This is a genomic window from Paenibacillus sp. OV219, from assembly GCF_900110075.1.
GTDB lineage: Bacteria > Bacillota > Bacilli > Paenibacillales > Paenibacillaceae > Paenibacillus_Z.
Genome location: NZ_FOCJ01000005.1, coordinates 1 through 13,576 on the forward strand (window position 1 = coordinate 1; position 13,576 = coordinate 13,576).

11 protein-coding genes, 1 pseudogene and 1 riboswitch are annotated in these 13,576 nt (G+C 54.4%); of the genes and pseudogenes, 3 read left to right on the forward strand and 9 right to left on the reverse strand.

Annotation, left to right across the window (positions count from 1 at the left end):
• Nucleotides 1-217: 217 nt before the first annotated feature.
• From BMY11_RS13735 to gcvH, 7 genes and pseudogenes are all read right to left on the reverse strand, one after another.
• Nucleotides 218-1,214, reverse strand: a pseudogene (locus tag BMY11_RS13735) (Gfo/Idh/MocA family protein).
• Between the two features lie 203 nt (nucleotides 1,215-1,417).
• Nucleotides 1,418-2,260, reverse strand: coding sequence for an SDR family NAD(P)-dependent oxidoreductase (locus tag BMY11_RS13740; protein WP_256217462.1), 843 nt, complete (start codon nucleotides 2,258-2,260; stop codon nucleotides 1,418-1,420).
• Entirely contained in the window at nucleotides 2,208-3,626 is a 1,419-nt protein-coding gene (locus BMY11_RS13745; RefSeq protein ID WP_177182637.1) for a glutamine synthetase family protein, read from the reverse strand. Before BMY11_RS13745 ends, BMY11_RS13740 begins: the two co-directional genes overlap by 53 nt.
• A 3-nt stretch (nucleotides 3,627-3,629) precedes the next feature.
• Nucleotides 3,630-5,135, reverse strand: a complete 1,506-nt coding sequence (locus BMY11_RS13750; RefSeq protein WP_371262829.1) for an NAD-dependent succinate-semialdehyde dehydrogenase — start codon at nucleotides 5,133-5,135, stop codon at nucleotides 3,630-3,632.
• The gene (locus BMY11_RS13755; protein WP_090576836.1) at nucleotides 5,056-5,892 is read right to left on the reverse strand and encodes a gamma-glutamyl-gamma-aminobutyrate hydrolase family protein; all 837 of its coding nucleotides are present in this window, start codon (nucleotides 5,890-5,892) and stop codon (nucleotides 5,056-5,058) included. Before BMY11_RS13755 ends, BMY11_RS13750 begins: the two co-directional genes overlap by 80 nt.
• Nucleotides 5,893-6,042: 150 nt before the next feature.
• A complete protein-coding gene (locus BMY11_RS13760; protein WP_090576839.1) occupies nucleotides 6,043-6,954 on the reverse strand; it encodes a lipoate--protein ligase family protein in 912 nt (303 codons plus the stop codon).
• Nucleotides 6,935-7,321: a glycine cleavage system protein GcvH gene (gcvH, locus tag BMY11_RS13765; protein WP_090576842.1), complete on the reverse strand. Its 387-nt coding sequence runs from the start codon at nucleotides 7,319-7,321 to the stop codon at nucleotides 6,935-6,937. Before gcvH ends, BMY11_RS13760 begins: the two co-directional genes overlap by 20 nt.
• A gap of 203 nt (nucleotides 7,322-7,524) precedes the next feature.
• A riboswitch (glycine riboswitch) is annotated at nucleotides 7,525-7,628 on the forward strand.
• Between the two features lie 234 nt (nucleotides 7,629-7,862).
• Here gcvH and gcvT point away from each other — a divergent pair.
• From gcvT to gcvPB, 3 genes are read left to right on the forward strand one after another with little or no spacing between them, the layout of a single operon-like run.
• On the forward strand, nucleotides 7,863-8,966 hold the full coding sequence (gene gcvT / locus BMY11_RS13770; RefSeq protein ID WP_090576844.1) for a glycine cleavage system aminomethyltransferase GcvT: 1,104 nt from the start codon (nucleotides 7,863-7,865) through the stop codon (nucleotides 8,964-8,966).
• 44 nt (nucleotides 8,967-9,010) lie between these two features.
• Nucleotides 9,011-10,375, forward strand: a complete 1,365-nt coding sequence (gcvPA, locus tag BMY11_RS13775; protein ID WP_090576847.1) for an aminomethyl-transferring glycine dehydrogenase subunit GcvPA — start codon at nucleotides 9,011-9,013, stop codon at nucleotides 10,373-10,375.
• Nucleotides 10,372-11,835, forward strand: coding sequence for an aminomethyl-transferring glycine dehydrogenase subunit GcvPB (gene gcvPB / locus BMY11_RS13780; RefSeq protein WP_090576849.1), 1,464 nt, complete (start codon nucleotides 10,372-10,374; stop codon nucleotides 11,833-11,835). Before gcvPA ends, gcvPB begins: the two co-directional genes overlap by 4 nt.
• A 212-nt stretch (nucleotides 11,836-12,047) precedes the next feature.
• Here gcvPB and BMY11_RS13785 read toward each other — a convergent pair whose 3' ends face one another.
• A complete protein-coding gene (locus BMY11_RS13785; protein WP_090576852.1) occupies nucleotides 12,048-12,500 on the reverse strand; it encodes a VOC family protein in 453 nt (150 codons plus the stop codon).
• A 217-nt stretch (nucleotides 12,501-12,717) separates the two neighbouring features.
• Complete coding sequence (locus BMY11_RS13790) at nucleotides 12,718-13,524, reverse strand: alpha/beta fold hydrolase (RefSeq protein WP_090576855.1); 807 nt, start codon at nucleotides 13,522-13,524, stop codon at nucleotides 12,718-12,720.
• Nucleotides 13,525-13,576: the final 52 nt, after the last annotated feature.

Genomic DNA, 13,576 nt, shown 5'->3' on the forward strand with positions numbered 1-13,576 from the left:
AAAAGCTAAACGGCCTCAGTCCAATGGAATTCCGGACGAAGGCCGCTTGATTGTTTTTAATTATTTGTACTGTCTACTTGACGGGGTGCTGTTCATTAAACGGCAGCTTTTTGCTTAGAAGTTTTTGCGTTTTTTTGCGTGTGTTTGCATTCGTCGTGAATGTTAAGTCATAAGGTCTTCTAACATACCTATCGACATAAACATTCGGCTCGACCGATCACGCTTCGCTCGGATACTTAAGACCCCACGGCTCCCGGATCCGGTCTAGCGTCTCCATGATACGCACAGTCTCGTCGACGGTCAAGACTTCGCTCTCTTTACGGCCCGCGCGCAGGCACTCCATCGCCTCGATTGCCTGGTAGAAGTGGCCGGACGGCTCGAGCTCGTGCTTGAAGATTACTGGCTCCTCCCCGTTCACATGCAGCGTCGCGGCCTTGGCGAACAGGAATCCCGGTATTTCGATCCGCCCCTTCGGGCCATAGATGACAGCCTCGTTGGTCATGGACAATCGTACCGAGCCGTGCAGGCTGGCGGTGCGACCGCCGCCGTATTCGAACAGCAGCGAGAACTGCTCATCCACGCCTGTCTCGCCGATCAGGACGGAGCTCGCGATCTTGGAAGGCTGCTCTCCGCCGTACACCATCGACGCGAACGAAACCGGGTAGATGCCGGCGTCGAGCAGTGTGCCGCCGCCCTTTTCTTTGTTAAGCAGCCGGCCTTCGGGATTCCAGCCCGCGTCGAATCCGAACTCGGCCTTCACGATGCGCACGTCGCCGATCACGCCGCTGTCCAGCCACTCCCGCACCTTGATGATGGCGGGTAGGTACCGCGTCCACATGGCTTCCATCAGGAATAGACCCTTATGGCGGGCCAGGTCTGCAATCTCCCTAGCCTCGGCAGCGTTGATTGTGAAGTGGCTTCTCGCAGAGTACGGACTTGCCGCCGCGCAGCAGCGTCAGCGCGTTCTCTTTGTGGATCGGATGCAGCGTGCCAACATAGACGATCTCGACGTCCGGATCGGCCGCGAGCTCCTCGCAGCTCCCATAAGCGCGCGGGATGCTGAATTTCTCGGCGAATGCTTGCGCCTTGTCGAGCGAGCGTCCCGCGACGGCGACGAGCTCTGCGCCCGGCGCGTGCGGTAGCTCCGTAGCGAAGTTGTCCGAGATGCCTCCCGGACCCATGATGCCCCATTTCACGATGCGTTGTTCCGCCATGATTAAGTCCCCTTTATCTCTCAGATAATTCTACCTTAACCGATTTGAAAACGATTGCAAAGCGTTTGGGTCAAAGTTAACGCGCATTCACTTCAGGGCGGAACAACAACAACAAATTTTCATGCCGACCGGCTGCTTGTCTGCAATCGTACCATATTCTTGTCAACGGACAGTTTCTATTGTTGTTCCTTCACCGGCGAAGCTTAAAAATAATTGCACGTAATCCCGCCGTCAATATTCAGGATCGCGCCGTTCGTCCAATCGGATTCATCCGATGCGAGGTAGATCGCGCTGTTCACGATATCCTCCGGCCGTCCGAATCGTCCACTCGGCTGGCGGTTCAGGCGGATCCGCTTCGCCTCCTCGTCCTTGAGCAGCCATTCAGTAAGCAGCGGCGTCTCAATCGGACCGGGACATATGGCGTTGCTGCGCACACCGTAAGGGCGGAATTGAATCGCGAGCGATCTCGTCAACGACACGATCGCTCCTTTAGATGCGGTATAAGCATCCTGCGGCACCGAGCACCCCATGAATGCGACGAACGAAGCGATATTGATGATCGAGCCGCTTCGTCGCTGCACCATATGCGGGATGACGTGCTTGCACATGAGAAAAGTCCCTTTCACATTCACATCCATCACCCGGTCCCATACCTCGACTGTCGTATCGATGACGGAGCCGTCCTCCGCCAGCATAATGCCAGCATTGTTGTACAGCACGTCGATAATACCGAAGCGTTCCACTGCCAGGCCGACCGCCGTCTGCACACTTTGCTCATCTGCGACGTTGCACCGGAAGAAAGCTACCTCCCCGCCTTGCTCCCCAATTTCGCTGGCCGCTGCCTGACCCGATTGCTCGTTTACCTCAAACAAGGCGATTCTCGCACCTTCCCGAGCAAACATGCGAGCCGCCGTCAGCCCCATGCCGCTGCCTGCGCCGGTTATAATACATACTCGATCCTGCAAGCGTCCCATCGCTGCAATCTCCTCTCCATCACCCTTGTTCAAAATACCGCATCCGTTCCCAGTCGGTGACGAACGCATCATATGCCTGTTGCTCCACGCGGGCCATATTGTAATAATGGTCCGTCACCAGATCGCCGAACGCCGAACGTACCAGCGGGCTCGTTTTCCATAGTGCCATCGCCTCATTAAGCGACGCCGGAACACGGGGAAGCCCTTCGGCCGCATAAGCGTTTCCTTTCCACTCCGGAGGAGGTTCGATCCGGTTCTCGATGCCATGCAAACCCGCAGCGATCAAAGCCGCGTAGGCGAGATACGGATTGATATCCGCGCCGGGAATGCGGCTTTCGATCCGCAAACTCTGCCGTTCTCCGACAATGCGCAGTCCGCTCGTCCTGTTATCCCTGCTCCAGACGATGCTCACCGGAGCCCAGCTGTCAGGAGCGAACCTTTTATAGGAATTGACGGTCGGGGCGAAGAACAGCGAGAAGTCTCGGGTGCAGGCCAATATTCCGCCGAGAAAATAACGCATCTTCTCCGACATTCCATACGGCTGCTGGTCCGGGTCATCAAACAGATTGCTCTCCCCTTTCTGATCCCAAACACTGATATGGATATGGCCGCTTGATCCTGTCCAGCCATGATGAGGCTTCGCCATAAACGTAACAGAGCAGCCCTGTTGAATACATATTTCCTTGATCCCATGCTTCAGGATAACGTGCCGATCAGCCGAGGTCAGCGCATCAGCAAAGCGCATGTTAATCTCATGTTGTCCGACGGCCGCTTCACCTTTCGTCGATTCAATGGGAATGCCCGCCGCGTTCATGCTGCTGCGAATGAGCCGGTACAGCGGTTCGTTGCGTGTACCCTGAAGCAAATTATAATCCTCGTTGTAATGCCCTGCGACGTTCATATGCATCGTGCGATAGCCGTCTGTATGGAGCTGTTCATACGTATCCCGGAACAGAAAAAACTCCAGCTCGCTCGCCGTCATGATGCGGAAAGAGAGTTGCTCCGCCCGCCCAAGCTGCCGATGTAACATCTCCCGCGGAGAAACAGCGATCCGGCTGCCTGTATGCTCATCTTCGACATCGCAGAGAACGAGCGCAGTCCTCTCCTGCCACGGAATGACACGCAGCGTGCTCCAATCCGGCTTCGCCAGCCAGTCTCCATAGCCGCTTTCCCAGTTCATCAGCGCATACCCGCTGGGTGTATTCATCTCCATATCGGTGCCGAGCAAGTAGACGCAGAAGTGGGTTCCTTTCGTCAGCCCGCTGCGCAGACAATAATCACCGGTCAGCCGTTTCCCCATTAACCGGCCCTGCATATCGCAAAAGGCGAGAATCAGCGTGTCGATCTCACCGCCTTTCATCGCTCCTTCCAGCTCCGCTGTGGATATAAGTCCGCCGGACCCGGAACTGGACTCGGTCTTCTTCCGATTGTCATCCATCGTTCATCCCCCCTTGCCCTCCACGTTCAGATTGATATATTTCAGCTCCAGAAAATCGTCCAGCCCGTGATGCCCACCTTCCCGTCCCGTTCCACTCTCCTTGATGCCGCCGAACGGCGCCTGGGGTACGCTGAGCGAGGTGCCGTTCACGGCGATCATGCCGAACTCGAGCTGCTCGCACATCCGGTACACCCGGCTCACGTCGCGGGTGAACACATAGGCCGCCAGCCCGTACGGCGTCGCATTGCAGCGGACGATGACCTCGTCTTCTTCAGCGAATGACACAATCGGCGCAACCGGCCCGAACACTTCCTCTTTCATCACGTCCATCTCTTCATTAACGTCCGTCAGTACAGTCGGCGCGTAAAAATGCCCATGCGCATATTTCTCTTCCATTAAGCGATACCCGCCAGTCTGTATGGACGCCCCCTTCGCCTTAGCGTCGGCCACTAGCCGGTCGACCCGAAGCATCGCCTCCCGGTCGATCAGCGGGCCGATGTCGACGTCGGGCTCATCGCCCAGGCCGACGCGAAGCATGCGGGTTTGTGCGGTGATTCGCTCACTAAGCTCCTTACGAATCGCCTCATGGGCATAGATCACATTAATGCCGTTGCACACTTGCCCGCAATTTTCAAACTTGTTGCTTACGATCGACTCCGCCGCCAGCTCAACGTCGGCATCCGGGAAAACGATGACCGGTGCGATGCCGCCAAGCTCCAGTGACAGCCGTTTCAGCCCTGCCGCCGCCCGCTCCATAATCGATTTGCCTACTTCAGTAGAACCTGTAAACGAGATTTTGCGGACACGGGAATCCGATAAGAACACGTCGCTGATCGCAGAGGCGCTTCCGGTTACCAGATTCGCGACGCCGCTTGGAATGCCGGTATCCATCAGCAGCTGAAATAAGGCGACGGCAATCAACGGCGTTTGGCTCGCCGGCTTGACGACGATCGTGCAACCGGCTGCCAATGCAGGGGCAGCTTTACGGATAATCATCGCAGCGGGAAAATTCCATGGTGTAATCATGCCGACGACACCGACCGGCTGTCGCCAAACCATAATGCGCTGATTGGGGCGGGAGCCGGGTATCGTCTCGCCGTAGACGCGCTTGCCTTCCTCGGCATACCAACGGATAAACTGCGCCGACCCTTCCAGCTCGCCAGCCGCTTCCGCAAACGGTTTTCCCTGCTCCCGCGACATTAAGCGCGCGAGCTCATCCCGTTCCCGCTCAATCCGATCCGCCCACTGGTTCAGGAAAGCTGCCCTTTGCACAGCAGTCAGCCGTCCCCAGCCGGGCAGCGCATGCGACGCGGCATCGACAGCCCTTACTGCAGCCTCGCCGTCTCCTCTCGGCACTCTGCCGACCGCCTCGCCTGTCGCTGGATTGTAGACTGTCATGCTGCCTGGTGCCTCTGTTACTTTCTCCCCGTTAATCCATTGGCAGTTCCATCTGTCCAAATCCAAATCCAGTTCCAGTCTCGGATCCATCTCCTCGTTCCCTCTCGTCACGGCTACCGCTCCTTCCGTTGATTTGATCAATCAGCCAGTGGAACGGTATTAGTCCTTCGTCATCGTGGACGGCCATCATCTCAGGGTGCCATTGCAGAGCGAGCACGCTCGGATGACCGAGATGAACGATTGCTTCGACAATACCGTCCTCAGCGACAGCAGCCGCAACAAGACCAACTCCGAGACTTCGAACTGCTTGATGGTGATAACTGTTCACCCTGACTTCATCCATCCCATATAGTCGCCGAAGTTCCGCCGCTAGCAGCTTCACCCGGTGCGACTTGTACCAGCGAGGCGCGCGGGCGAACTGATGGGCGAGCACATCTGCCGAGTGATCCTCTACGTCCACATACAGCGTGCCGCCGAAGCTGACATTGAGCAGCTGCATCCCTCTACAAATTGCCAGAATCGGCTTCTTCTGCCGAAGCGCCTCTTCAATCAACCGCAGCTCGAATCGATCCCTCTCAGGCGCAATGATCCCGCAGCGTAGATCGGGATTCGCCCCGTACAGCTGCGGATCGACATCCTCGCCGCCGGCCAATATGAGGCCGTCCAGCGCCTCTACAATTCGCCCGCACGCTGAAGGGTCGCACGCCGGTATACCAACCGGTGCCGCGCCGACCTTCTGCACAGCATGCATATAATCGTGCCCGATCACGCCAAAACCTTGTCCGGGCATGCCGCGGAACGCCCCGCCTACCCCTTCCTCGCCGGCGACATGATAGCCCGTAATGCCGATAAGCGGCATCGTTCTCATCCGATCTCCCTCCTTCTCGCTTCATTTTATTCCGAGCCTGTGGGACAAATGACCAAGCAAAATGAAACGGCCTTTCGTCCAATGGAATTTAGGACGAAGGCCGCTTAATCAACTCTTTATTATTTATAATAGGGACCTATCTGATCCCCGCTATCTGCGATAATTCCAACTATCCGCCCCATACTTCTCGCTGGATAGCCGACCCGCGAGCTCCAGTTCGCCTTCGGTTAGCTGCCCGTTCACGAGCTCGGCCTTAAGGCCTTCCGCGAAGCTGTTACGGAATACGTTTTCAAGATGATGCATCGACACGGGCGGCATTTCCCTCCGTCGCAGACAATCGTTGATCGCAGACGCCTTACGTCCAAATAGACTCCGCATCCGCTGCTTGATGTCCGGACTTGCGAATCGAAGCACGGAGAACAGCTTCTCGTCATCCAGCTCGAGCAGAATCGAGCCGTGCTGCAAAATAACGCCGTTCCCGCGCATCTGCGCGCTGCCGGCGATTTTGCATCCGTCGACAAGTAGCTCGTACTTGGACGGCGCGTCAAAGCAGGCTGCGGTAAGCGGCTTCCGCGCGGAAACGTGTTCTCTCCCGCTATGCACCTCTGGCACGCCTACCTGTCCCGTCATCGCCGCATCCAGTCCCAGTTTTCGAACGCCGATCAACAGACCGCTGCTTAACTCTGCGTAAGCTTCCGCTACATTCGCTGGGATGCCCGGATACCGTTCGGAGACGACGATACTGTATGTCAGCTCTTGATCATGCAGGACGGCTCGTCCTCCCGTTGATCGCCTAACGAACCCCAAACCATGCTCGCGAAGCGCCTGAAAATCGACTTCCTTTTCCGCCTGCTGAAAATAGCCAATCGATAGAGACGCCGGGTTCCAGCCGTAAAAACGTACCGTCGGCGGTACAGCGCCTTCTTTGTGAGCGAGCGAGATCGCCTCGTCAATCGCCATGTTTTCCGCAGGAGATCGGTTTCCTGTATGCAAGAACCGCCATGGCGACCGATCATAACCGGCATCTTGCCGCAACTGCCCGCTATTTATTAATGGCTTCATACTGGTCGGCGCTAAGCAACCTGTTCACGAAATCGGTAGCATCGCCATTGACCTCGACTTCGACGATCCAGCCTTCGCCGTATGGATCCGAATTTACGAGCTCAGGCGCGACCAACAGCGCTTCGTTGATCTTCGTCACTTTTCCCGTTACTGGACTGTACAGCTCGGAAACCGTTTTTACCGATTCAATGTTGCCCATCGACTGTCCTGCGTCTACCTCTTGGCCAATCCGCGGAAGCTCGACAAACACGATATCGCCTAATAGATTTTGAGCAAAATCGGTAATGCCGATCTTAACAGCCCCGCTTCCTGCTTCCGCCCATTCATGCTCCTCTGTATATCCTAATCCTGGCTTGACTAAGCTCATCTTCAACATCCTCCCGAAATCGTTATGAAACGCTCCGTTAGACACGCTTAGCTTAATGGAGTAAGCGAACCAGTGTCAATATACTTGACAAATATTATTGCAAATCGACTTTTTCCATTAACATCTTCTCCCATGGGCGTGTATATCTTAATGTAAGATGGTAGGCATTGGGCTGATACCGTACAAGAAAACCGAATAAGCGGATGATGGTAATGGGAGAGACCGCCTACGGCTTTAAAGCGGCGGCGCCGAAGGAGTAAGCTTCGCAGGAAGTGAATCTCTCAGGCAAAAGGACCTTTACCGGACGCATCTCTGGAGAGCACGTGCGAGGGCGGGTACCACTGCCTCGGCGTCACCCACGGGGAAACCTGAACGTATGCGCCTTCTTCGTTCGGGGTAACTCTCAGGTACAAAGGACAGAGCAAAGAGCGAGAACGGGCATGCGCAGCCAAGCTGTGCGTTCGTAACGCTTTTTGCTGCTGTCTTTTTTAAGTTTATGTTTAGGGCTTAGTCTTGCATTCTCGTCTAGGAGGGCAACGAAATGGCGATCGACCTGAAGAGAACGCCGCTTTACCCGCTCTATGCCGACTTTCCCGGTGCGCGTTGCATCGATTTCGGCGGATGGGAGCTCCCTGTTCAATTCTCCGGCATTCAAAAAGAGCATGATGCGGTGCGTCAACAAGCCGGACTCTTCGATGTTTCGCATATGGGTGAATTCTTTGTTACTGGCCGCTTCGCCGAAGCCTTTCTCCAGCGAATAACCACAAACGATGTATCGAAGCTGGTTGACGGTCAGGCGCAATATACGCTGATGTGCTACCCGGACGGAGGCGTCGTCGATGACCTGCTCGTGTACCGGATAACGGCAGATTATTTCATGGTTGTCGTCAATGCAGCCAATATCGACAGTGATTTCGATTGGATGCGCGAGCATCTGATAGGCGATGTTACGCTCGAAAATAAATCAAGCGAGCTTGCCATGCTTGCGCTGCAAGGGCCGTCTGCAGCCGCAATCATGGCATTGGCCACGGAACAATTCGATTGCGATAAACTTGCTCCGTTCCGCTTCGAGGCCGCTGTTTCGGTCGGCGGCGTCCAATCTCTCGTGTCCCGTACCGGATACACCGGCGAAGACGGCTTTGAAATCTATGTGTCTGCCAATCAGGCGCAGCACGTATGGCGGTCGCTGTTTGCTGCGGGCACAGCATTCGGACTCCAGCCCGCCGGTCTTGGCGCGCGGGATACGCTCCGGTTTGAAGCCAGGCTGCCGCTGTACGGTCAAGAGCTGTCCGCTCGGATTTCTCCGCTCGAAGCAGGTCTAAGCCCTTTCGTCAAGCTAGATAAAGGCAGCTTCATCGGCCGCGACGCGTTGGTTCATCAAAGAACGGACGGCGTGCCCCGCAAGCTCGTCGGCATCGAGATGATCGACCGCGGCATCCCCCGTAGCCATTATCCCGTCTACACGGCCGATGGCACACCGGTCGGTGAGGTCACGTCTGGCACCCAATCCCCCACGCTGAAACGGAACCTCGGTCTTGTGCTCATCGAGTCTGGCTACTCTGGGACTGGAACCGGAGTATGGGTCGAAATTCGCGGCAAGCTGCTCAAGGCCGAAGTCGTCAAAACCCCTTTTTACAAAAGATGAGCAAGATTGACGCCATCAAATTCCCTATTTGAGGAGAGTGCGTAATGACGAGACCGCACCGCTACATCCCGATGACCGAACAGGATAAAGCCGAGATGCTGGCCGCGATCGGCGCAGCCTCGACCGATGATCTCTTCCGCGATATTCCAGATGCGATCCGTTACCGCGGCGTCCTGCCGATGTCACCTGCGCTGGATGAGATTTCACTGCTTACCCATATGAAAGAGCTGGCCGGCCGCAACACCGATACTGGCAGCTGCACCAGCTTCCTTGGCGCCGGCATTTATGATCATCATATACCTGTAATCATTAACCATATGATCTCCCGCTCCGAATTTTATACCGCCTATACCCCTTACCAGCCGGAAATAAGCCAAGGCGAACTACAAGCCATTTTCGAATTTCAATCCTATATTTGTGAATTGACGGGCATGGCCGTTGCAAACGCAAGCATGTACGACGGCGTGACGGCGCTGTCGGAAGCAGGCGCGTTGGCAGCCGGAGCCACCAAACGGCGCGAGCTCATCATCTCCCGCACGGTTCACCCCGAAGCCCGAGAAACGGTCCGAACGATGGCGCGGGGACTTGGCCTCGATATCGTCGAGGTTGGCTATTCCGCAATCGGCGTCACCGATCTGGCGGCACTGCGAGTAGCGGTTACCGTCAATACTGCTGCGGTACTTGTCCAATCCCCTAACTTCTTTGGCTGCCTGGAGGACCTGTCCGCGATCGAGCCGATCATCCATGGCGTCAAAGGGCTGTTCATCGTCAGCGCCAATCCGATTTCGCTCGGACTTCTCGAAGCGCCGGGCAAGCTCGGTGCCGACATCGTCGTAGGCGATGCGCAACCGCTCGGCATACCGCAATCGCTCGGCGGACCGACCTGCGGCTTCTTCGCTGTCGCCGAACCGCTGATGCGCCGGATGCCCGGCCGAATCGTAGGCCAGACGAAGGACATCGATGGGAAGCGCGGTTTCGTACTGACGTTGCAAGCCCGGGAGCAGCATATTCGACGCGAGAAGGCGACCTCCAACATTTGCTCGAATCAGGCGCTGCTCGCTCTATGCGCTTCGATTTACCTTTCTACATTAGGCAAGCAAGGCCTTATCGATGTAGCAAATCTGAATCTCCAGAAGGCGCACTACGCCAACTGCCAGCTTGCCGACCAACACGGGATCACGATTCCTTTTACCGCTCCTTTCTTCAATGAATTCGTCATCCGGCTGCCGGAAGAAGGACCATCTGTGAGCGAGATCAACCGACAGCTTCTAAAGTACGGTATCCTCGGCGGCTATGACCTCGGTCTGGCGTATCCGGAGCTTGAAGGGCATATGCTGGTTGCAGTCACGGAGAAACGGTCGCGCGAAGAAATCGATCAATTTGCAAGCAGATTGGGGGAATTGGCATGAATACGGGAGAAAAAGCGCTAATTTTCGAACTAAGCAAACCGGGCCGTATCGCCTACTCGCTGCCGGCGTGCGACGTTCCCGAAGCAGAGGCTGCGACCTGCATTCCAGCATCAATGATCCGGCAAGTGCCCGCTCAGCTGCCCGAGGTATATGAGGTCGACGTTATTCGCCATTATACAGAGCTTTCGAGGCGGAACTTCGGCATCGACAACGGTTTCTACCCGCTCGGCTCTTGCACGATGAAATACAATCCGAAGATTAATGAAGATACTGCTCGGCTAAGCGGATTTGCCCACATACATCCCTATCAACCGGCTACTAGTATTCAAGGAGCTCTTGAGCTTCTATATACGCTGCAGAACGATTTGGCCGTACTGACTGGCATGGATCAGGTATCGCTTCAGCCCGCTGCCGGCGCGCATGGAGAATGGACCGGACTCATGATGATCCGTGCCTACCACGAGAACAGGGGCGAAAAGCGGTCGAAGGTGATCGTTCCAGACTCCTCGCACGGCACGAATCCGGCAAGCGCGACGACCGCCGGGTTTGAGACTATAACGATTCAGTCGGATGCGTGCGGCATGGTCGATCTGGATGCCTTGCGCGCGGCCGTCGGCAGCGATACCGCCGCACTCATGCTAACGAATCCAAGCACGCTCGGCCTATTTGAGGAGCACATTTTAGAGATCGCGCAAATTGTCCATGAGGCCGGGGGGCTCCTTTATTACGACGGCGCCAATTCCAACGCCATTATGGGCATTACCCGCCCCGGTGATATGGGATTTGACGTCGTTCACTTGAACCTGCACAAGACGATGAGCACCCCGCATGGGGGAGGCGGACCAGGGGCGGGACCCGTCGGAGTCAAAAGCATGCTGATACCATATCTGCCGAAGCCGATCGTAGGCCTTCATAGTGACGGGACCTATTATTTCGACTATGACCGTCCTGAATCGATCGGCCGAGTCAAAGCGTTTTACGGCAACTTCGGCATATTGGTCCGGGCTTACACGTATATCCGCACCTATGGATCGGAAGGGCTGCGCCAGGTGTCCGAATGCGCCGTGCTGAATGCCAATTACATGATGCACCGCCTCTCATCCCATTACGAGATTCCGTATCCCGGCGTCTGCAAGCATGAATTTGTCATGTCCGGGCGCGGCTTGAAGGCTTACGGCGTCCGGACGATCGACATCGCCAAGCGTCTGCTCGATTTCGGCTACCACCCGCCGACGATTTATTTTCCTCTCAACGTCGAGGAATCTATGATGATCGAGCCGACCGAAACCGAAAGCAAGGAGACGCTCGACCGCTTCATCGATACGATGATTCAGATCGCCGAAGAAGCGCGTACGACTCCCGAACTCATCATAGGCGCTCCCTACGGTACCGTCGTGCGCCGGCTCGACGAGACGAACGCGGCGCGCAAGCCGATATTAAACTGCTCGTGCGGATTCTAAATAAGGATATATTAGTCAACTTTGTATGCTCTGTCGGGAATGAGACAATGTTCATGTCATAATCGTAAAAGGGATAATGCAAAAAGCCGCGATTTTCGCGGCCTTCCTGCGAATAAGCGAGCATTCGCGTGAAAACTAAATCGTACCGAGGGAGTTAAGGCAGCTTTTACTCTAAAATGAATATTTCAGATAAGACTTCTTTTAAACGTCACTTATTTATTACTGAGTTGTTCCGCCAATCCGATTAGAAGTCCATCATTTCCACGAATATAGCAGAGCCGATACGAGTCCTCGTACTGCACCACTTCACCAACAAGCTGAGCACCATACTTAGTGAGTCTGGATACCAATTCGTCAATATCTTCAACGGTGAACATGACGCGTAGATAACCGAGGGCGTTTACAGGAGCAGTCCGGTGATCTGAAATAGTAGGTGGGGTGAGAAATCGCGAAAGTTCAATTCGGCTGTGACCATCTGGGGTAACCATCATAGCAATCTCTACGCACTGAGAACCCAGTCCGGTTACGCGACCAGCCCATTCACCTTCGACAGTGGCTCGCCCTTCGAGCTTCAAGCCAATCTCCTCGAAGAAAGGGATTGCGTCATCAAGGGATTCTACAACGATGCCAACATTATCCATTCTTAGTAATTTGCTTTTTGCCATAGTTTTATCTCCTTAAGTGTACAAATTTATTACCTGATCATCTTCATATTTATTCTATCAAGAATTACTAATTCCTTCCAAACGATTCCGAAGTCCATTCACTATCCTCATTAAGCACATCTTGATCGAAACCGTGCCAATAGTATGGTGCATTGCTGGATCTTATTTTCTCGGTTTGTTATAGCAGACATTTAGAATCTCCGCCCATTTTCGAGCTTTATCCATGAACGAAATATGTGCGCCGGGCAAGGTAACTACTGCTAGTTTCTTGAGATAATTTTTTAGCCACTTCTGCGAACCAGACCTTATTTTTAACGGTCCAGTCTCCTGATGCAAATATTAGTTTATCCTTGTGTTCGCGCAGAGCTTCCAAATCAGGTATGTAACTAGTTACTTGGATTAATTCTTGCTTTATAAAAATATCATCAGCCAGTTTTTGAGGCAATCGAGTTTCGCCTGCCTGCTTTGGCTCTTTTAATAAATAAATTTTTAGCCTAATATCTGATAACAATGGAGCAATAGTCTTACGCCCCATCACGCCCATTCCGAATTTTGTAGCGACTTTACCAGAGTCTTTGCTTACAGCCAATTGATAACAATCATCAAAGAATTTCAGCCATCTCGCAGGGTCATTTGCAAAGTTTGCGAGCGGTGGTTCATGGATAATCGCCATTCGAACCGCATCCGGGAAATTTTTAACAAGTTCTAGTGCAATAACGCCGCCGCTGCTGTTCCCAAATACAAAGGCCGATTCTTCACCCACTGCGTTAAGCACTGCAAGCACATCCCTGCTTTGCTGTGTAATCGAGAAGTTAATGGGCTTGTTAGCTGTGCTCCTAGCATTTGCTCTTCGATCATAGGTAGTGACTTTAAATTTGCCATCTAGCTCATCTGCTAATGGGAGAAAAGAATCCCCGTCACCGCCACCACCCGGGATCATTATTAATGGGATGCCGTTTCCGGTTACTTTATAAAATAAATCATCACCTTCTGTATGAATTATGCCAGATTTTCTTTTATTCACAGCAATCGCCCCTAATTATCCCTAAGTGTGCTACTTCCGAAGACGGTTCACT

Excerpts from the sequence above, each read along its gene's own strand:
- BMY11_RS13740 (WP_256217462.1), bottom strand. The coding sequence starts at position 2,260 with ATGATGCGTTCGTCACCGACTGGGAACGGATGCGGTATTTTGAACAAG.
- BMY11_RS13745 (WP_177182637.1), bottom strand. The coding sequence starts at position 3,626 with ATGGATGACAATCGGAAGAAGACCGAGTCCAGTTCCGGGTCCGGCGGA.
- BMY11_RS13755 (WP_090576836.1), bottom strand. The coding sequence starts at position 5,892 with ATGAGAACGATGCCGCTTATCGGCATTACGGGCTATCATGTCGCCGGC.
- BMY11_RS13760 (WP_090576839.1), bottom strand. The coding sequence starts at position 6,954 with ATGAAGCCATTAATAAATAGCGGGCAGTTGCGGCAAGATGCCGGTTAT.
- gcvH (WP_090576842.1), bottom strand. The coding sequence starts at position 7,321 with ATGAGCTTAGTCAAGCCAGGATTAGGATATACAGAGGAGCATGAATGG.
- gcvT (WP_090576844.1), top strand. The coding sequence starts at position 7,863 with ATGGCGATCGACCTGAAGAGAACGCCGCTTTACCCGCTCTATGCCGAC.
- gcvPA (WP_090576847.1), top strand. The coding sequence starts at position 9,011 with ATGACGAGACCGCACCGCTACATCCCGATGACCGAACAGGATAAAGCC.
- gcvPB (WP_090576849.1), top strand. The coding sequence starts at position 10,372 with ATGAATACGGGAGAAAAAGCGCTAATTTTCGAACTAAGCAAACCGGGC.
- BMY11_RS13785 (WP_090576852.1), bottom strand. The coding sequence starts at position 12,500 with ATGGCAAAAAGCAAATTACTAAGAATGGATAATGTTGGCATCGTTGTA.